Origin of the sequence: Streptomyces sp. F63, assembly GCF_018070345.1 — a bacterium.
In the GTDB taxonomy this organism is placed as follows: Bacteria; Actinomycetota; Actinomycetes; order Streptomycetales; family Streptomycetaceae; genus Streptomyces.
Map to the genome: position 1 here is coordinate 1 of NZ_JAGPXX010000054.1, position 18,700 is coordinate 18,700.

General features: G+C 73.0%; 13 protein-coding genes. 2 read left to right on the top strand and 11 right to left on the bottom strand.

Going from position 1 to position 18,700, the window contains the following annotated elements; all coding sequences use genetic code 11:
* Positions 1 to 516: 516 nt before the first annotated feature.
* Positions 517 to 1,266, top strand: coding sequence for a class I SAM-dependent methyltransferase (locus tag KBZ10_RS28570; RefSeq protein ID WP_210990646.1), 750 nt, complete (start codon positions 517 to 519; stop codon positions 1,264 to 1,266).
* Between the two features lie 106 nt (positions 1,267 to 1,372).
* On the opposite strand, the gene pdxH is transcribed toward KBZ10_RS28570, so the two are convergent.
* The gene (pdxH, locus tag KBZ10_RS28575; protein ID WP_210990657.1) at positions 1,373 to 2,002 is read right to left on the bottom strand and encodes a pyridoxamine 5'-phosphate oxidase; all 630 of its coding nucleotides are present in this window, start codon (positions 2,000 to 2,002) and stop codon (positions 1,373 to 1,375) included.
* Positions 2,003 to 2,512: 510 nt separating this feature from the next.
* On the opposite strand from pdxH, the gene KBZ10_RS28580 reads away from it, so the two are divergent.
* Positions 2,513 to 3,613, top strand: coding sequence for a citrate synthase 2 (locus KBZ10_RS28580; protein WP_210990647.1), 1,101 nt, complete (start codon positions 2,513 to 2,515; stop codon positions 3,611 to 3,613).
* A 258-nt stretch (positions 3,614 to 3,871) separates the two neighbouring features.
* On the opposite strand, the gene KBZ10_RS28585 is transcribed toward KBZ10_RS28580, so the two are convergent.
* The 10 genes from KBZ10_RS28585 to KBZ10_RS28630 all read right to left on the bottom strand — a co-directional run bounded on the left by KBZ10_RS28585 (position 3,872) and on the right by KBZ10_RS28630 (position 17,510).
* Complete coding sequence (locus KBZ10_RS28585; RefSeq protein WP_210990648.1) at positions 3,872 to 4,573, bottom strand: TetR/AcrR family transcriptional regulator; 702 nt, start codon at positions 4,571 to 4,573, stop codon at positions 3,872 to 3,874.
* The gene (locus KBZ10_RS28590) at positions 4,561 to 5,460 is read right to left on the bottom strand and encodes an enoyl-CoA hydratase family protein (protein ID WP_210990649.1); all 900 of its coding nucleotides are present in this window, start codon (positions 5,458 to 5,460) and stop codon (positions 4,561 to 4,563) included. The genes KBZ10_RS28585 and KBZ10_RS28590 overlap by 13 nt, the downstream gene beginning before the upstream one ends.
* A complete protein-coding gene (locus KBZ10_RS28595) occupies positions 5,457 to 7,058 on the bottom strand; it encodes a 4-coumarate--CoA ligase family protein (RefSeq protein WP_210990650.1) in 1,602 nt (533 codons plus the stop codon). The genes KBZ10_RS28590 and KBZ10_RS28595 overlap by 4 nt, the downstream gene beginning before the upstream one ends.
* A 292-nt stretch (positions 7,059 to 7,350) precedes the next feature.
* Positions 7,351 to 8,580 carry an acyl-CoA dehydrogenase family protein gene (locus tag KBZ10_RS28600; protein WP_210990651.1) on the bottom strand — a complete coding sequence of 410 codons (1,230 nt, stop codon included), beginning with the start codon at positions 8,578 to 8,580 and terminating at the stop codon, positions 7,351 to 7,353.
* A 340-nt stretch (positions 8,581 to 8,920) separates the two neighbouring features.
* Positions 8,921 to 11,161 (bottom strand): biotin carboxylase N-terminal domain-containing protein, encoded by a 2,241-nt coding sequence (locus tag KBZ10_RS28605; protein ID WP_210990652.1) that lies wholly within the window; start codon positions 11,159 to 11,161, stop codon positions 8,921 to 8,923.
* Between the two features lie 13 nt (positions 11,162 to 11,174).
* Positions 11,175 to 12,770 (bottom strand): acyl-CoA carboxylase subunit beta, encoded by a 1,596-nt coding sequence (locus KBZ10_RS28610; RefSeq protein ID WP_210990653.1) that lies wholly within the window; start codon positions 12,768 to 12,770, stop codon positions 11,175 to 11,177.
* A gap of 196 nt (positions 12,771 to 12,966) precedes the next feature.
* Positions 12,967 to 14,751: an acyclic terpene utilization AtuA family protein gene (locus tag KBZ10_RS28615; protein WP_210990654.1), complete on the bottom strand. Its 1,785-nt coding sequence runs from the start codon at positions 14,749 to 14,751 to the stop codon at positions 12,967 to 12,969.
* Positions 14,752 to 14,936: 185 nt separating this feature from the next.
* Positions 14,937 to 15,824: a TIGR03084 family metal-binding protein gene (locus KBZ10_RS28620; RefSeq protein ID WP_210990655.1), complete on the bottom strand. Its 888-nt coding sequence runs from the start codon at positions 15,822 to 15,824 to the stop codon at positions 14,937 to 14,939.
* Between the two features lie 593 nt (positions 15,825 to 16,417).
* Positions 16,418 to 16,945: a GNAT family N-acetyltransferase gene (locus KBZ10_RS28625; RefSeq protein WP_307847657.1), complete on the bottom strand. Its 528-nt coding sequence runs from the start codon at positions 16,943 to 16,945 to the stop codon at positions 16,418 to 16,420.
* A gap of 160 nt (positions 16,946 to 17,105) precedes the next feature.
* Positions 17,106 to 17,510: a DUF4440 domain-containing protein gene (locus tag KBZ10_RS28630; RefSeq protein ID WP_210990656.1), complete on the bottom strand. Its 405-nt coding sequence runs from the start codon at positions 17,508 to 17,510 to the stop codon at positions 17,106 to 17,108.
* Between the last annotated feature and the right edge of the window lie 1,190 nt (positions 17,511 to 18,700).

Below are 18,700 nucleotides of genomic sequence, written 5' to 3' on the forward strand. Positions count from 1 at the left end.
CGGCCCGGGCGGCCGGGGGGTTGGTGTGGGAGGCGGGGGGGGGGGGGGGGGGGCGGGGGGGGCGGAAGGGCGCGCTCGCCCGCACCGCGGGGAAACCGCCCGAAAATGCGTTGAGTCCCGGCGGGTCTTCTGCTTACTCTCTCGGCACACGAGAAGGGAGGTGGTTCGGCAGATGTCAGATATCCGGACGCGTGAGGTGGCTGCGGGCTAGCAGTCCGTCGTCGCGCTCTGCGCACCGCCGGACCAGCACGTGAGAGATGCGTGCAGCCGGCCCAATTCCCAGCAGTCACCCGACCCGCGAGCCGCCGGTACGTCCGACCGGCCCCCTTGCCGCCGAGCCCCCGGCCCGGCCCGAGGGGAAACGGCTCGCGGGTCGTCTGCGTTTCCGGGCCCACGCCGGTGCGACGCGGGGAGCGGGCCCTCCGCCCCGCGCGGGAGGACGAGCGCACAGCGCCGGCACCCCGGGGGCGGAAAATGCGTCGACGGCGCGCCTCCGCACCGGGCAGAGTGCCGCCCGTGACGAGCAGTGAGCTGTGGACCCGTGCGACCGCCGACCGCTACGACGCCGAGGAAACCGAGATGTCCTCGGCCGCCGTTCTCGGACCGACTCTCGCCTTCCTCGCCGAGCTCGCCGGAGACGGCCGGGCACTGGAGTTCGCCATCGGAACCGGACGAGTGGGCGTCCCGCTCCGGCGGCGCGGCGTGCCGGTGACGGGCATCGAACTGTCCGAGCACATGGCAGCGGTCCTGCGCCGCAAGGTCGACGAGAGCACGCTCCCGGTGACCATCGGGGACATGGCCACGACCGTCGTCCCCGGCGAGTTCGCCCTGGTCTATCTCGTCTACAACACCATTTCGAATCTGCTCACACAGGACGAGCAGGTCGAGTGCTTCCGCAACGCCGCGCGCCACCTGGGACCCGGCGGCCGGTTCGTCATCGAGCTGAACGTGCCGCCGCTGCGGTTCCTGCCGCCCGGCCAGGTCGCGGTGCCGTTCGACGTCTCCGAGCGGCATCTCGGCTTCGACACCCTCGACCCGGTCGGGCAGATGCTCGTCTCGCACCACTTCACCCGCGACGGCGGCAGCGGCAGCAGCGGTCTCTACCGCCGGGGCACGTCCCGGCACCGGTACGCCTGGCCGGCGGAGCTCGATCTGATGGCGCGGATCGCCGGGCTCGAACTGGAACGCCGCGTCGCGGACTGGGACGGGGCGCCGTTCACCCGGGACTCGTCGAAGCACGTCTCGGTGTGGCGCAAGCCGGCCTGAGGCCGGAGGGCGGCGGCCGGAGGGCGTGCGCCGGGGGGTCCGGGGGCACGGGGTTGCGGGGGCACGGGCACAGGGGCCCCGGCCCGGGTCCCGGGGTTGCGGGGTTCTACGGGCACACCCGCTGGACCGTCCAGCCCTTCGGCGTCGCGGAGCGGATGTAGCGCAGACGGTCGTGCAGGCGGTTCTCGCGCCCCTGCCAGAACTCGACCGCCTCCGGGAAGACGCGGTACCCGCCCCACTCCGGCGGCACCGGCACCTGCTCGCCCGGCGGGTAGCGGTCCGCCAACTCCCCGTACGACCGGTCGAGTTCCTCGCGCGACACCACCAGCTCCGACTGCCGGCTCGCCCACGCGCCGAGCTGCGAGCCGTGCGGACGGGTGCGGAAGTACGCCACCGTCTCGTCCCGCCCGACCCGTTCGGCGACTCCCTCCACCAGTACCTGGCGGGCGATGGGATGCCAGGGGAAGAGCAGCGCCACGTAGGGATTGGTGTCGATCTCGCGGCCCTTGCGGGAGGTGTAGTTGGTGAAGAAGACGAACCCGCGTTCGTCGAAGCCCTTCAGCAGGACCGTCCGCGAGCTGGGGCGGCCGCTGGCGTCCACCGTGGAGACCACCATGGCGTTCGGCTCGTAGATGCCACTTTCCGACGCCTGCCGGAACCACCGGCCGAACTGCTCCATCGGCGCCCCGGCGAGGTCCCGCTCGTACAGACCGTCGGAACGGTAGTGCTCGCGCATGGCGGCGGGATCGTATTCGGGCGCCACCGGCTGATCGGCGACGACGTGCGGCACGGACTCCACGGACTCCAGTGAATCATCAGGCACGCACTCATCTTGCAGCATCATCCGAAGAGCCGAAGACACTGACAGAGTGTTTCCGGACCTTACGTGGTGTAACCCCTCCCCCGGAAGGTGGCACAGTGTGCCGCTTCTCACGCTTCCCCGCATCGGCCGAACCGGCCAAAATCATCGGCTGGGCCTCTATAGCCCCCGGATGGCGCGAGATATCGTGTCCGGCCTGTAGAGACCCTCAGTGCCTCTCCAGTGAGACGACGCCCGAACGGATAACCATCTCCCGGGCGGGGCATCACCGGGGTAACCGTTACGGAGCGTGAGCCGCACCGGCGTCGCAGGTGCCGCGGAGCGGGGCAGCCGCGCATCCGGACCGGCACCGCACACCGCAAAGCTTGACATTCTGGTCACAAGCCATGTGTCGACCACATCACGCCACATACAAGGAGCCGCCTGATGTCCGACTTCGTACCCGGACTCGAAGGAGTCATCGCGTTCGAGACGGAGATCGCCGAACCGGACAAGGAAGGCGGCGCACTCCGCTACCGCGGTGTCGACATCGAGGACCTCGTCGGCCACGTGTCCTTCGGCAACGTCTGGGGCCTCCTCGTCGACGGCGCCTTCAACCCCGGTCTGCCGCCCGCCGAGCCGTTCCCCATCCCCGTCCACTCCGGCGACATCCGCGTCGACGTCCAGTCCGCGCTCGCCATGCTCGCCCCCGTCTGGGGTCTGAAACCACTGCTCGACATCGACGAGGCCCAGGCCCGCGACGACCTCGCCCGCGCAGCCGTCATGGCGCTCTCCTACGTCGCCCAGTCGGCGCGCGGCCAGGGCCTGCCGATGGTCCCGCAGCGTGAGATCGACAAGGCCGAGACCGTCGTCGAGCGCTTCATGAAGCGCTGGCGCGGCGAGCCCGACCCCAAGCACGTCAAGGCCGTCGACGCCTACTGGACCTCCGCCGCCGAGCACGGCATGAACGCCTCCACCTTCACCGCCCGCGTCATCGCCTCCACCGGCGCCGACGTCGCCGCGGCGCTCTCCGGCGCCGTGGGCGCCATGTCCGGCCCGCTGCACGGCGGCGCGCCCTCCCGTGTGCTCGGGATGATCGAGGAGATCGAGCGGACCGGCGACGCCACCGCCTACGTCAAGAAGGCCCTCGACAAGGGCGAGCGCCTCATGGGCTTCGGCCACCGCGTCTACCGCGCCGAGGACCCGCGGGCCCGGGTGCTGCGCCGCACCGCCAAGGAGCTGGCCGCGCCGCGGTTCGAGGTCGCCGAGGCGCTGGAACGCGCCGCCCTGGAGGAGCTGCACAACCGGCGCCCCGACCGGGTGCTGGCCACGAACGTCGAGTTCTGGGCCGCCATCGTGCTCGACTTCGCCGAGGTGCCCGCGCACATGTTCACCTCGATGTTCACCTGTGCCCGTACGGCCGGCTGGTCCGCGCACATCCTGGAGCAGAAGCGCACGGGCCGCCTGGTGCGTCCCTCGGCCCGCTACATCGGCCCCGGCGGCCGCGACCCGCGCGAGGTCGACGGCTACGCGGACATCTCCCGCTGACCGGCCGCTTCACCGCAGCCGGCGGCCCCCTCCTGCCGCCGCCGCTGCCGCCGTCGCCTGTCCCCGTCCCTCCACCCGGCCCTCTCACCCGGCCCTCTCACCCGGCCCTGTCGCCCGGCCCTGTCCTCGCACCCTTCGCGGGGCGGGGACGGGGGCGGGGAGGGCGGGGACGGGGGGTGACGGCCGCCGCCCGTCCGCGCTCCGGTCCGGAACCCGGAAACTCCCCTTCCAGAAGGGGCAGCCGGGCGGAGCGGGACTTCAGGAAACCCCGGGCTCGCGGGTCCGCCCGCCGGTTCCCGTGCGCCCCCGGCCGAGGGTGTCGTCCAGGATGCGGGCCCACTGGGCCACCACCCGGCCGCGTCGGGCCCCGTCGTCCGTGAGGAGCGTGGCCAGGCCGAGGCCGCGCGCCATGTCCAGCAGACCCTGCACCGTCTCGCGGACCCCCGGCACCGCCTCGTCGGCGCCGAGCAGTTCGACGGCCATCCGGTGGCTCTCCCGGCCCACACGCGCCTCCAGGGCGGTGACGCGCGGCTTGAGCTGTTCCTCGTTCGAGGCCGCCACCCAGAGGTGCAGCGCGGCCCGGAACAGCGGACCGGTGTAGAGGGCGACGATGGCCTCCACGACGGCCCGGGTCCGGCTGCCGCCCGGCGCGGAGGACCCGCCCGGCCCGGCTTCGTGCCCCGCCGGGACGGTGTCCGTCCCGCCGCTGAGCATCGCCCGCAGCGCCGCCGAGCGTTCCTCCGCCACATGCTCGACCGCCGCCGTGAACAGGTCCTCGCGGGTCGGGAAGTGGTGCTGTGCCGCGCCCCGGGACACACCGGCACGCTCGGCGACCACCATGACCGTACTGCCGCTCCAGCCGTGTTCGGCGAGGCACGCGACCGCCGCTTCCAGCAGCCGCTGCCGGGTCGCGCGGCTGCGGTCCTGCTTGGGGCCGCGGGCCGTCGTCACCGCGCCCATACCGGGTCCCGGCGTTCCAGGAAGGCCGTCATCCCCTCGCGCGCCTCGGCGGAGGCGAACAGACGGGCGGACTGCTCGGCCAGGTCCCGGGTGTCCCGGTCGAACACGCGCAGGACACCGGCGGTGACCAGCTTCTTGGACTCCGCCAGCCCCTGCGGGGACGCCCGCCGCAGGCCGTCCAGAATGGGGGCGAGGGCAGCGTCCGGGTCCTCGGCCGCGACGGTGACGAGGCCGATCCGGCTCGCCTCGGCCGCGTCGAACCGCTCACCCGTGAGGTAGTAGCGGGCGGCCGCGCGGGGGTCGAGACGGGGCAGCAGCGGCAGGGAGATCACCGCCGGCGCCAGACCGAGCCGGGCCTCGGTGAACGCGAAGCTGCTGCCCGGCCCGGCCACCGAGATGTCGCAGCATCCCAGCAGGCCGAGTCCGCCCGCCCGGACATGCCCGGTCACGCGCGCCACCACGGGCTTCGGCAGCTCCGTGACCGTACGGAGCAGCCGGGCCAGGCCGAGCGGGGCGGAGGCCGCGTCCGCCGAGCCGGCCTCCGTCAGGTCCGCGCCGGCGCAGAACGTGCCGCCGGTGTGGGTGAGCAGCACCGCGCGGACGTCCGGGTCGGCGGCGGCCTCCGCCAGGGCCTCGTGCAGTCCGGTGACGAGGCGCGTGGAGAGCGCGTTGCGGTTGCGCGGCGAGTCGAGGGTGAGCGTGGTGACGCCGCGTTCGGTCGAGTGGCGCACCAGGGGCTGTTCCGGGCACCGGGCCGGTGCCTGCCCGGCTGCCTTGACTGCCTTGGCTGCTGCCTTGGCTGCTGTCTCGGCTTCCCCGGCTGCCCCGGCTGCTGTCTCGGCTGCCCCGGCTGCCTTGGCTGCTGTCTCGGCTGTCTCGTCTGTCATGGCGTGGTGGAGGTCCTTTCCCGGGTCCGGAGTTCGCGCCGGAGGATCTTGCCGCTGGCGGCGCGGGGCACCGCGTCCAGAAACTCGACCCGGCGGATCTTCTTGTAGGGGGCGACCCGTCCGGCAACGTACGCCATGACCTGCTCGGCCGTGGTCCCGGCCCCGGGCCTGCGCACGACGTACGCCTTGGGGATCTCGTTGCCGTCCTCGTCCGTGACGCCGATGACCGCGGCGTCGGCCAGGTCCGGGTGGGTCAGCAGGCAGGCCTCCAGCTCGGCGGGCGGCACCTGGTAGCCCTTGTACTTGATGAGTTCCTTGACCCGGTCGACGACGAAGAGCCAGCCGCCGGCGTCCACCCGGCCGACATCCCCGGTGTGCAGCCAGCCGTCCTCGTCGATCATGGCGGCGGTCGCCTCCGGACGGCCGAGGTAGCCCTTCATCACCTGGGGGCCGCGGACCAGGACCTCGCCCGGCTCGTCCGGGCCCAGGTCCCGTGCGGGGTCGTCGAGGGAGACGATCCGCATCTCGGTGCCGGGCACCAGGAGGCCGACCGTGCCCCGTGGCGGGTTCTCCGCGTCGAGCGGTACGGCGTGGGTGCCGGGCGACAGTTCCGTCATCCCGTACGCCTGCAGGACGGGCGGCACACCGAGCCTGCGGGAGCAGGCCGCGGCCAGCTCGGCGTCCAGGGGTGCGGCGGCGCTCAGGACGTACCGCACGGAGGACAGGTCGTGCTCCGTGACCGCCGGGTGCTTGGCCAGGGCCAGGACGATCGGCGGGGCCACGTAGAGGGCCGTGACCCGGTGGCGTTCGACCGCCGACAGATACTGCTCCAGGTCGAAGCGGGGCAGCACGACGACGGTGGCACCCCGGCGGAGCGGCGCGTTCATGAGGGCGGTCAGCCCGTAGATGTGGAAGAAGGGGAGGACGGCGAGGATGCGCTCGTCCGCCTCGTCCGGGAGCAGCGGGTCGAGCTGGGCGAGGTTGGTGGCGATGTTGCGGTGGGTGAGCATCACGCCTTTGGGGGCGCCGGTCGTGCCCGAGGAGTACGGCAGCACCGCCACGTCCTCGGCCGGGTCGATCTCCACGACAGGCTCCGGGGCGGTGGAGGTGAGCAGGTCGTCGAGGACCGAGCGGCGGCCCTCCGCCCGGTCGCAGACGAAGATCTCCGCGACCGGCCGCCCGCCGGCCGCCTCCGCGGCCGCTGCCGCCGCCTCGGCCGTCTCCAGCAGCAGGGACACCGTGACGATCCAGCGCGCCCCGGAGTCGCGCAGCTGTTTGGCGAACTCCTCGGCGGTGGCGAGCGGATGGACGGTGGTGACCGCGGCGCCGGCCATGGTCGCGGCGTAGAAGACGGCTGGGTACGCAATGGTGTTCGGGCTGTGCAGGGCCAGAACGTCACCCTTGCGGACCCCGGCCTCGGCGAGCGCCGCGGCGATGCGGCGGGTGAAGGCGTCGAGCTGGGCGTAGCTGACCGTGGTGCCGTCCACGCCGTCGATCAGCGCGGGGGTGTCGCCGTACTCGGCGGCCCGGCCGAGTACGGCTTCGTGGATGGGCTGATCGACGGGCCGGACGTCCGGGTAGGCGCTTCGGTGGATCATCGTGACCCCTCCGCTCTGGGTGTCCCCTGGGTGTGTCCCTGTGTCCTTGTGTGCCGGTGTTCCTGTGTGCCGGTGTTCCTGTGTGCCGGTGTTCCTGTGTGCCCGTGTTGCTGCGGGCCGGTGTTCCTGCGGGCCGGTGTTCCTGCGGGCCGGTGTTCCTGCGGGCCGGTGCGGGCCCGTGTTGCTGCGGGTCTGCACAGGCGTGGCCGGGAGTGCCTGCGCGGCACGGCCGCGTGACGTTACCGTGTGACGCGCCTCACAGCCGTGCGGGTGGCTCACAAGGATGACCGACTCAGTACGACTTGGGGAGCCCCAGGGACTGGTGGGACACATAGTTGAGGATCATTTCCCGGCTCACCGGGGCGATCCGGGCCACCCGGGAGGCGGTGACGAGCTGCGCCAGGCCGTACTCCTTGGTGAGTCCGTTGCCGCCGAGTGTGTGCACCGCCTGGTCCACGGCCCGGACATTCGCCTCGGCGGCCGCGTACTTGGCCATGTTGGCCGCCTCGCCCGCGCCGATGTCGTCCCCCGCGTCATACAGACGGGCCGCCTTCTGGGTCATGAGCCGCGCCAGCTCCAGCTCTATGTGCGCCTGCGCGAGCGGGTGCGCGATCGCCTGGTGCGCGCCGATCGGCGTCTTCCACACCTGGCGGGTACGGGCGTAGTCGACCGCCTTCGCCAGTGCGTGACGGCCCATTCCGAGGGCGAACGCGGCCGACATGATCCGCTCCGGGTTGAGCCCGGCGAAGAGCTGGAGCAAGCCCGCGTCCTCGTCGCCGACAAGGGCCTCGGCGGGGAGCCGGATGTCGTCGAAGCTCAGCTCGAACTGCTTCTCCGCGGCGTGCAGTTCCATGTCGATCTGCCGGTACTCGAACCCGGGGGTGTCCCGGGGGACGATGAACAGGCACGGCTTGAGCTTGCCCGTCCGGGCATCCTCGGTGCGGCCCACGATCAGCGTCGCGTCCGAGATGTCCACCCCGGAGATGAAGACCTTCCGGCCGGTGAGCAGCCAGTCGCCGCTGCCGTCGGGGGCGCGACGGCCGGTGGTGGTGATCCGGTGCGAGTTGGAACCGGCGTCAGGCTCGGTGATGCCGAAGGACATCATGCGGCTGCCGTCGGCGAGGCCGGGCAGCCACCGCTGCTTCTGCTCCTCGGTGCCGAAGCGGGCGATGACCGTGCCACAGATGGACGGCGAGACGACGAGCATGAGCAGCGGACAACCGGCCGCGCCCAACTCCTCCAGAACAATGGCCAGTTCGGAGATACCGGCGCCTCCACCGCCGAACTCCTCGGGAAGGTTGATGCCGAGATAGCCGAGTTTGGCGGCCTCCTGCCAGAGGTCCTGGACATGGCCGGCCCTGGCGGTGGCCCCGGCGTCCCCTCCCGGACCGGAGCCGGCCGCGCCGAAGAAGTCACGGGCGTAGCGGGCTCCGAGGGCGGCGACGGCTTGGCGGAGGGCTCGGTGTTCGTCGGTTTCGAGGGCTGTGGACGCGGTGACTGCGGCAGACGGGGACGCGGGCACGAGTGCCTCCTCCGGAGGGGTGGGTTCGGTGCGGACGGCTGTGGCCAGTGGCGGACGGCTGTGGCGAGGGGCTGGTGAGGGGCTGGTGAGGGGCGGCTGGTGAGGGCGACAGGCTTGTTCGGGTGGAGGGGGCCGGGCTACCGGCCCCCTGTGGCTGGGGCTGGGGCTGTGGCCGGGGCCGGGGCTGTGGCTGGGGCCGGGGCTGTGGCCGGGGCCGGGGCCGGGGCTGTGGCTGGGGCCGGGGCTGTGGCTGTGGCCGGGCTGCGGCTGGGGCCGGGCTGCGGCTGGGGCCGGGCTGCGGCTGGGGGCTGGGGCCGAGGCCGGGGTTGTGTGCCCGCCCTCAGGGGCCCTCCGTGACGACGGCCAGGAGCGCTCCGACCTCCACCTGCCGCCCCGGGGTCGCGTGGAGGACCGTCAGGGTGCCTGGGGCCGGTGCCGTGATGCGGTGCTCCATCTTCATGGCCTCCAGCCACAGAAGCGACTGCCCCTGCTCCACCCGGTCACCGACGGCGATATCCGCCACCCGCACCACCGTGCCCGGCATCGGGGCCAGCAGCGAGCCGGGCTCGGCGCGCGCGGTGGGGTCCGGGAAGCGGGGGACGGCGGTGAACGCGTGGGCGCCCAGGGGGGAATCGACGTGGGTCCGGCTGCCGTACACCGCTACCTCGAAGGTCCGGCGGACCCCGGCGGTCTCCAGGGTGACGCGCTCCGGGCCGGCCGCGATCAGCCGTACGTCCGGGTGGCCGGGGGCGTCGAGGCCGTCACGGGTGAGGCGGTGGCGGACCTCGTACTCGGTGCCGTCGGGCTCCGCGCGGTAGGCGGTGGTCTGGTGGCCGGAGGGCAGGTTGCGCCAGCCGCCCAGGCGGGCGGGGAGGCTGCTCGCCGGGCCGGTCCGGACGGCCGTGGCGGCCAGCGCCGCCGCCAGGGCGGAGAGGCCCACCGCGGGGTCGGCTCCCGCGGAACCCCCCACCGGCCGTGCGCCCGCCGGCCGTGCGCCCGCCGGCTGCTCGCCCGCCGGCGGTTCGCCCACCGGCTGTTGGCCCACCGGCCGCTCGCCCACCGGCTGCTCCCCCACCGGCCGCTCGCCCACCGGCTGTTGGCCCACTGTGGGTCCGGCCGCGGTCGGTGCGGTGAGTTCCGGCAGGTTGCGGTCGTAGAAACCGGTGTCCACCCGGCCCGCCGCGAACTCCGGGTGGCGGAGGGAGCGGACCAGCAGGTCCCGGTTGGTGACCGGGCCGTGGACCCGGGCCCGGGACAGCGCGTCGGCCAGTCGCCGGACCGCCTCCGCCCGCGTGGGGGCGTGGACGATCGCCTTCGCCAGCATCGGGTCGTAGTGGACACCGATGGTGTCGCCCCCGGTGAACCCGGTGTCCAGCCGGACTCCTGGAACGTCGAGGCGGTGCAGCGGCCCCGACTGTGGCTGCCAGTCACGGGACGGGTCCTCCGCGTACAGCCGGGCCTCGACGGCGTGCCCGGCCGGTTCGGGCGGCCGGGCGGGCAGCTCGGCGCCCTCGGCGACGCGGAGTTGCCAGGCGACGAGGTCGAGGCCGTAGACCTCCTCCGTCACCGGATGCTCCACCTGCAGGCGCGTGTTCATCTCCAGGAAGTACGCACGGTGTTCGGCGGACACGAGGAACTCGACCGTCCCGGCGCCCGTGTAGCCGATGGCGCGGGCCGCCTCGGCCGCGGCCGTGTGGAGGGTGTCGCGCAGCGGCTGCGGCAGGCCGGGGGCCGGCGCCTCCTCGATGACCTTCTGGTGGCGGCGCTGCAGGGAGCAGTCCCGGGTGCCGAGCGCCCAGACGGTGCCGTGCGTGTCGGCCAAGATCTGCACCTCGACGTGGCGGCCGTTCTCCACGTACGGCTCGGCGAACACCTCGCCGTCGCCGAAGGCCGAGGCCGCCTCCGCGGAGGCGGCGGCAAGTTCGGCGGGCAGCTCGGCGAGGTCGCGGACCAGCCGCATGCCGCGGCCGCCGCCACCGGCCGCGGCTTTGATCAGCAGGGGCAGGTCGGAGCCGGTCGCCCGCTCCGGGTCCACGGGGCGCAGCAGCGGCACCCCCGCTTCGGCCATGAGTTCCTTGGCGCGGGTCTTGGACGCCATCGCGGCGATCGCCGCGGGCGGCGGGCCGATCCACACCAGTCCGGCGTCCAGGACCTGCCGGGCGAAGTCGGCGTTCTCGGAGAGGAATCCGTAGCCGGGGTGGATCGCGTCGGCGCCGGCCGTGAGGGCCGCCTTCACGATCAGGTCCCCGCGGAGGTAGGTGTCCGCGGGGCTGTCGCCGGGCAGGCGCACGGCGGCGTCGGCGGTACGGACGTGCAGGGCCTGCGCGTCGGCGTCGGAGTGCACGGCGACCGTGGCGAGGCCCAGCCCGCGGCAGGTGCGGAAGACGCGGCAGGCGATCTCGCCCCGGTTGGCGACCAGGACGGTACGCAGCCCGGAAGGGGCCGGTGCGGGGGCGGCCCGTCCGGAGGAGTCCAGTCCGGAGGAGTCCAGTCCGGAGGAACCCGGTACGGAGGAGTCCGGTACGGCGGAGCCCGGCACGGACGTGTTCCGTCCCGTCTTCTGTCCAGCGTTGTCGGTCATGGGTTCAGGTCCCTCACATCCGGAAGACGCCGAAGCCGCGGGCGCCTTCCACGGGTGCGGTGTGGATCGCGGACAGGCACAGGCCGAGCACGGTGCGGGTGTCGCGCGGGTCGATGACGCCGTCGTCGTAGAGGCGTCCGGACAGGAAGAACGGCAGCGACTCGGATTCGATCTGCTGCTCGACCATGGCGCGCAGCGCGGCGTCCGCCTCGTCGTCGTACGGCTGTCCCTTGGCGGCGGCGGAGGCGCGGGCGACGATCGACAGGACGCCGGCGAGCTGCTGCGGTCCCATCACCGCCGACTTCGCGCTGGGCCAGGCGAAGAGGAAGCGCGGGTCGTACGCCCGTCCGCACATGCCGTAGTGGCCGGCGCCGTAGGAGGCGCCCATGAGGACGGACAGGTGCGGGACCCGGGAGTTGGACACCGCGTTGATCATCTGCGCGCCATGCTTGATGATGCCGCCCTGCTCGTACTCCTTGCCGACCATGTAGCCGGTGGTGTTGTGCAGGAAGAGCAGCGGAATGTCGCGCTGGTTGGCGAGCTGGATGAACTGCGCGGCCTTCTGCGACTCCTCGCTGAACAGCACCCCCTGGGCGTTGGCGAGGATGCCGACCGGGTAGCCGTGCAGGGACGCCCAGCCGGTGGCGAGGCTGCTGCCGTAGAGCGGCTTGAACTCGTCGAAGTCCGAGCCGTCGACGATCCGGGCGATGACCTCGCGCGGGTCGAACGGGGTCCGCAGATCACCGGGGACGATGCCGAGCAGCTCGCCCTCGTCGTACTTCGGCGGCTCGGCGGGGCCCGGATCGGGGTGCGCCTTGCGGTGGTTGAGGCGGGCGACGACGCGGCGTGCCTGCCGGAGCGCGTCGGGTTCGTCGACGGCGAAGTGGTCGGCGAGCCCGGAGGTGCGGGCATGCATCTCGGCGCCGCCCAGCGACTCGTCGTCGCTCTCCTCGCCGGTGGCCATCTTGACCAGCGGCGGCCCGCCGAGGAAGACCTTCGCCCGCTCCTTCACCATGATCGTGTGGTCCGACATCCCGGGGATGTACGCGCCGCCGGCCGTGGAGTTGCCGAAGACCACGGCGACGGTCGGAATGCCGGCGGCCGACAGCCGGGTCAGGTCCCGGAAGAGCGCCCCGCCGGGGATGAAGATCTCCTTCTGGCTGGGCAGGTCCGCACCGCCCGACTCGACGAGGCTGACCACCGGGAGGCGGTTGGCGAAGGCGATCTCGTTGGCGCGCAGGGCCTTCTTCAGCGTCCAGGGGTTGCTGGCACCGCCGCGCACGGTCGGATCGTTGGCGGTGACCAGACACTCGACGCCCTCGATCACCCCGATGCCGGTGACGAGGGACGCGCCCACGGCGTAGTCGCTGCCCCAGGCGGCGAGCGGGGACAGTTCCAGGAAGGGCGTGTCCGGGTCGAGGAGCAGTTCGATGCGCTCGCGGGCGAGCAGCTTGCCCCGCTTGCGGTGCCGGGCCACGTACTTCTCACCGCCGCCCGCCAGGGCCTTGGTGTGCTCGGCGTCGAGATCGGCGAGTTTGGCGAGCATCGCGTCGCAGTTGGCCGCGTAGTCGGCACCGGTGGTGTCGAGCGCGGAGGGAAGCACGGTCATGGGGTGTCCTCCCGTCCCGGCCGCCGGTGTTGCTGCTGTTCGTGCTGCTGCTCTTGCCGCCGCCGGCGCATGACCCGACGGCTGTCCCGCAGGCCCCGGCGGTTCTCCGGCAGCTCCCCGCGGCTCTCCCGCGACCCCCGGCAGCTCTCCCTCAACTCCCGCCGGCGCGTGGAGCGCCGGTCGGCGGGCGGACTCGTCACAGCAGTACCTCCGGTATGTCCAGGTGACGGGCGCGCAGCCACTCCCCCAGAGCCTTCGCCTGCGGGTCGAAGCGGGCCTGGGCGGCGACGCCCTCGCCCAGCAGGCCGTCCACGGTGAAGTTCAGGGCGCGCAGTCCCGGCAGTACATGGCGGGTGACGGGCAGCGCCCGCACCTCGGGCAGCAGTTCGCGCAGCCGGTCGGCCGTCAGCGCGTGGGCCAGCCAGCGCCAGGCTTCATCCGTCTCCGCCCACAGGCCGACGTTCGCGCTGCCGCCCTTGTCCCCGCTGCGTGCCCCGGCGACCAGCCCGAGCGGCGCCCGGCGGGTCGGCAGATCCCGCGGGAGCGGTTCCGGCAGGGGCGGCTCGGGCACTTCCTCCAGCGGCCGCGCCTCCGGCGGCGGCTCCACGGCGACGCGCTCGCCATCCGGCAGCACGGCCGTGTGCGGCACTCCGGCCGCGTCCACGTACACCGCCTCGAACACCCCGTACGGGGCTCCCGGGCCGGGCGGGGCGGTGAGGTGGAAGCCCGGGTAACTGGCCAGCCCCAGTTCGACGGCCGCGCCGCTCACCCGGCGGCCGACCGCCTCCGGGTCCGGGTCGCGCACCACCAGCCGCAGCAGCGCGCTCGACTCCTCCTCCACGGGCGCGTCGGCCCGGTCCGTGCGGGCCAGGGTCCAGCGCACCTCGGCGGGGCGGCGAGCCGCCAGGGCGGCATCCATCTGCTCGCGCACCAGCCGCGCCTTGGCCTCGATGTCGAGTCCGGTCAGCACGAAGACGACCTCGTTGCGCCAGCCGCCGATCCGGGTCAGCCCGGCCTTCAGCGTCGGCGGCGGCACCTCGCCGCGCACACCGCTGATCCGCACCCGGTCCGGGCCGTCCGCCGCGAGACGTACGGAGTCCAGGCGGGCGGTGACGTCCGGACCGGCGTAGCGGGCGGCGGCCGTCTCGTAGAGGAGCTGGGCGGTGACCGTGCCGGTCGTGACCAGGCCGCCGGTGCCCGGATGCTTGGTGATGACCGAGCTGCCGTCCGCGTGCAGCTCGGCGACGGGGAAGCCGGGGCGGCGCAGGGACCGGGGATCGTGCCGGGCGAAGAAGGCGTAGTTGCCGCCGGTCGCCTGGGCGCCGCATTCGAGGACGTGCCCGGCGACGACCGCTCCGGCGAGGGCGTCCCAGTCGTCCGGTGCCCAGCCGAAGTGCGCGGCGGCCGGGCCGGTGACGAGCGCGGCGTCCGTGACCCGGCCGGTGACCACCACATCGGCACCGGCCCGCAGGCAGGCGGCGATACCGGCACCGCCGAGGTAGGCGTTGGCGGTGAGGACGCCCTCACCCCAGCCCGCGCCGGCGGCGCGGTGCAGGAGGTCGTCGCCCTCGACGTGCGCGACCCGCACCGGGACGCCGACGCGCTCGGACAGGGCGCGGATCGCGTCGGCGAGCCCGGCGGGATTCAGGCCGCCGGCGTTGGTGACGATCTTCACGCCGCGCTCGGCGGCGAGCCCGAGGCCCTCCTCAAGCTGGCGCAGGAAGGTCTTGGCATAGCCGCGGGAGGGGTCCTTGAGGCGGTCGCGGCCCAGGATGAGCATGGTCAGCTCGGCCAGATAGTCACCGGTGAGGACGTCCAGCGGCCCACCGGTCAGCATCTCCCGGACGGCGTCGAAGCGGTCGCCGTAGAAGCCGGAGGCGTTGCCGATGCGGAGCGCTGCCGGGGCTGGGGCAGAATCCGGCTCGGGAGCGGAGCGCGGCTCGGGGGTGGGGACAGAGGCTCTCAGGTCGGTTCCGTTCATGGGTGCGGGCCTGTGGTCCGGTGGCACGGGGGCGGCTCTGTGGTCCGGTGAAGTGCCGAACGGCGGGGGACCGGACGACGAGGGACCGGCCGGTGGGGTACGGGCCGGCGGGGTTTCCTCTCCCGGCGGGGTTTCGTCTCCCGGCGGGGTTTCGTCTCCCGGCGGGATCCCGGTCCCAGCCCCGGTCACAGCGCTCCTCCCGTGCTTTCCGGCGCGCTTGCCCCCGTGACCGTCACCGCGCCGGCTCCTCCAGCACCATCGGTGCTTCCCCCGCCGGCCCCTCCCCGGGCTGCCGGTTCGCGTCCCGTGCCGGGCGGCCCGGCGAACGCCTGGGCGATGCCCAGCCAGTGCTCGGCGTCCGCGCCCTCAGCGTGCAGGGCCAGGTCGGAGCGGTGCGCCCGCTGGGTGGCCAGCAGACAGAAGTCCAGGGCGGAGCCGGTGACGCGCTGCGCGGCATCCTCCGGACCGTACGTCCACACGTCCCCGTCCGGGGCGGTCAGTTCCACCCGAAACTGCTCGGTGGGCGGTACGAGCCCGTGCACCACGTAGGCGTAGTCGCGGGCCCGTACCCCGATCCGCGCGACATGGCGCAGCCGGGCCGTCGCCTCGCGGCGGATCCCGAGCGCGTCGGCCACGTCCTGTCCGTGGGCCCAGGTCTCCATCAGCCGGGCCGTCGCCATCGAGGCCACGCTCATCGGTGGCCCGTACCAGGGAAGCCGGGCTCCCGGCGGCCGGCCGACGAGGGCGTGGTGGAGCGTGACGCGACCGGTGCGCCAGCGGTCGAGGAGGGCGGCGGGCGGGAGTTCGTCAACCAGCCGCTGGGCACCGTCGTCGACGAAGGTCTCGGGCGAGTTGAGCGCCTGAGCCGCGTCCTCGGCGAAGGCTCCGGGGTCGGTGGCCGAGAGCAGGGCGCGCTCATCGGTCCAGGCGAGGTGGGCTATCTGGTGCGCGATGCTCCAGCCGGGGGCGGGGGTCGGCGTGCTCCAGCGGTCGGCGGCGAGCGGTGCGACGAGCTGCTCCAACTCCTCGCCCTCGGCACGGAGATCGCCGAGCACGGCTGCTGGATCGGCCACAAGATGCTCCCTTGTACGGACTACGGAGACGGCAGTGACGAGGTGACGGTGGTGTACGGGGTCACGGCGGTGTACGGGCTGTGCACGGGATACGGGACGGGGCAGATACGGAGATCCGGGAGCCGAGGCCCCGGTGATGAGCGGGCGGCGTCACTCGTGCGGCTTGAGAACTGAGCAGGTACTCAGCCGGCCGTTGCACCGGTCCTGCGGCTACCGGCGTGACCGCGACGCAACGGCACGGCGTGGACCGACTGTGGCAGCAGACCAAGAAACAAGCAAGCGTGCTTGCATTATTTTTCCCCACCGGCACACCCGCAGGGCACTTCACCCCAAGCAGGCAAAGGATGCATACCGGGGCATGCCTGCTGGTCGGCCCCACGGCTCAGCTCGGTACCCGGGGGCCACACCACCAGCAGCCGAAGAGGATGCCCACGCCCTGTCCGTCTTCGATGCGGAACAGCCCAGCGGGTTGATCGCGCGCTCGCGGTCTTCGCCAGCACGCGCACCCGCACCCGCACCCACACCCGCAACGCACACACACAGCGTGTGACCGAGCGTGAGGACAGCAGCCACCCATGGCTGCCCCACGGCCTCTACGGTCGGGCCGGGTCGCACAGTTCCTTCCGCATGAGGACACACATCGTCCGGTAACGACGGATCAACCCGTCGGGCTCTTCCTCGTCCCAGGCATCGGGCTTGCGGCCGTACGCGGTGTAGCCCAGGCGCTCGTACAGCGCGCGAGCCCGGGAGTTGTTCTCCTCCACGGCGAGTTCGGCCCTGCGCAGGCCGCGGTCCCTGATTCTTTGTTCGGCGGAGCGGATCAGCAACGTACCCAGTCCACAGGACTGGAGAGCCGGGAGCACGGCGAGTTGCCACAAGGTCCCGGCTGCCTCGGCGACCTGATAGTCGATACCGCCGATGGCCACCGGCAGATCCACGGGAGTGGTCACTGCCAGATAGTCGACCTCACCGACCGCAGCACGCGCCAACTCTCGTTCCACGTAACGCAGGTGCGTGGCCGAACCCGACCAGGCGCACGCGGACAGGTCCCGGGGCAACAGGTCGCGGACGCCGACCTGTATGACGACCGCGGCGTCGGCCGGTCCGTGTTCGGTGCTCACGGCCGCGAGCTTGCCGACCGGCCCGATGACACGTCAACACTTTTCCGGCCCGGAAGAGCACGCCGATCCGGCCCGTGGAGATGCCCTGCCGTGTCCCACGGAACACGTGAACACCGCACCGGCAGCAGCAGAATGTGCGGAGCGCCCACGGACCGGCGGTTCACCGGACCGGTGGTTGACCCGGCCGCCCCGGCACGGGGGTGGCCTGGTGGTAGTACATGCGCCAGCCGGAACTCCCGTCCCGCTGTCGCCAGATCGAGCTGCGGCGTACGCGCTGCCCACCGCGTCGGGTTTCGTAGGTCAGGTGCACCAAGCCGGGAGCCAGTATGACGCCGGTCATCCCCTCGGGACGGGGCTCAAACGAGCCGCCGCCCGGACCGCCGGACATGCCGGGAAGTGCGGCAAGCGTCTCCTGGCGGTCCCACCGGCGCCCGGAAGCGCCGACTTCCGAGAACTCGGGATCCAGGAGTCTCTCCGCCCGCTGCCTCGATCTCCGCACGTCGGGATCCAGCAATTGCAGCTCACCAGCGATCGCCTCGGCCACCGCGTCCTGTTCCGCGCTCACGTGGTCATGGTGGTCTACCTCAGCCGGTCGTATGCAAGCGGATTACTGCCTCTTGTCCGGGGCTGGAAACAACAGGCCGCTGATACACGGGGTATGCGCCGCCCTCGATGGACTGACGGGTCGGCAGTCGTGGGCGGGGGGGACGTGGGCCCGGACGCTGCGCGGAGTGGGCGAAGTGGGCGGAGTGGGCGGAGTCGGCGGAGTCGGCGGAGTCGGCGGAGTCGGCGGAGTCGGCGGAGTCGGCGGAGTCGGCGGAGTCGGCGGAGTCGGCGGAGTGGGCGGAGTCGGCGGAGTCGGCGGAGTCGGCGGAGTCGGCGGAGTCGGCGGAGTCGGCGGAGTCGGCGGAGTCGGCGGAGTCGGCGGAGTCGGCGGAGTCGGCGGAGTCGGCGGAGTGGGCGGAGTGGGCGAAAGAGGCCCTGAAGAAGCGCAGGTGGCGCCAACAGGTACGGGGCCGGGCGCGTCGTAGGGGGTGAGCGGGTTACGGCGCCGGGTGGGCGGCGCGATGGTGGTGGCTCTGCGTCGCGGGCTGACGGCAGTACTCGGGCTGGGGTCACGGCACCCGTGCCGGGGGTTGGCCGGTGGTCGGTCGTCTATCCGGGGCCTTGTGCCACCGGGGTCGGTTCGGAAAGACGACGGCGTGGCTGGTGCCGGTGGGTGGTTGCGGGGGCACACGCGCGCCTGAGCCCTACGGCCTCCCCACCGTCGTGGCGGGCTGTCGGTGGTGCCGGTCGTGGGCCGCTGTCGTGGCTGAGCCTTCACCGACGAAGCCGCGGGTCAAACGGCTGGTGCGATCGGTTCCCGGGATGCTCGTGCTGGTCGTCCGCGGCTGTCTGCGGAGGCCGGGCGGATCAAGCGTCGGGTGGAGTTTGAGCGCGGGAGGTGGCGGCCGGGCAGGGTGGACGGATGCCTGAGTCGTCCCTGCCCGGAGGGTCGGTCAATGCGGTGAACGGTTCCGGATTCGGTAGGGACTTGCCGGTCCTCCCTTTCGGGCGTGGGTGTGGGCCCCTCCGTGTGGTGGTGGAGGGGCTGTCCCGGCCCGGGGCCCCGAGGCGGGGCTTCCGCATTCAGGTGGTGGGGGTGTGGGGTGGGGTGGTGTAGGTGTGGCCGGTGGGGGCGGTCCAGCGGACCTCGCCGGTGTCGGGGTCGCGTTCCGCTTGCCATCGGGTGCGGTGTTTCAGCAGGTGGTGGCG

What these genes read in the sequence shown, in the direction of transcription:
- pdxH (WP_210990657.1), bottom strand. Translation starts at nt 2,002, where the DNA reads ATGCGCGAGCACTACCGTTCCGACGGTCTGTACGAGCGGGACCTCGCC.
- KBZ10_RS28580 (WP_210990647.1), top strand. Translation starts at nt 2,513, where the DNA reads ATGTCCGACTTCGTACCCGGACTCGAAGGAGTCATCGCGTTCGAGACG.
- KBZ10_RS28585 (WP_210990648.1), bottom strand. Translation starts at nt 4,573, where the DNA reads ATGGGCGCGGTGACGACGGCCCGCGGCCCCAAGCAGGACCGCAGCCGC.
- KBZ10_RS28590 (WP_210990649.1), bottom strand. Translation starts at nt 5,460, where the DNA reads ATGACAGACGAGACAGCCGAGACAGCAGCCAAGGCAGCCGGGGCAGCC.
- KBZ10_RS28595 (WP_210990650.1), bottom strand. Translation starts at nt 7,058, where the DNA reads ATGATCCACCGAAGCGCCTACCCGGACGTCCGGCCCGTCGATCAGCCC.
- KBZ10_RS28605 (WP_210990652.1), bottom strand. Translation starts at nt 11,161, where the DNA reads ATGACCGACAACGCTGGACAGAAGACGGGACGGAACACGTCCGTGCCG.
- KBZ10_RS28610 (WP_210990653.1), bottom strand. Translation starts at nt 12,770, where the DNA reads ATGACCGTGCTTCCCTCCGCGCTCGACACCACCGGTGCCGACTACGCG.
- KBZ10_RS28615 (WP_210990654.1), bottom strand. Translation starts at nt 14,751, where the DNA reads ATGAACGGAACCGACCTGAGAGCCTCTGTCCCCACCCCCGAGCCGCGC.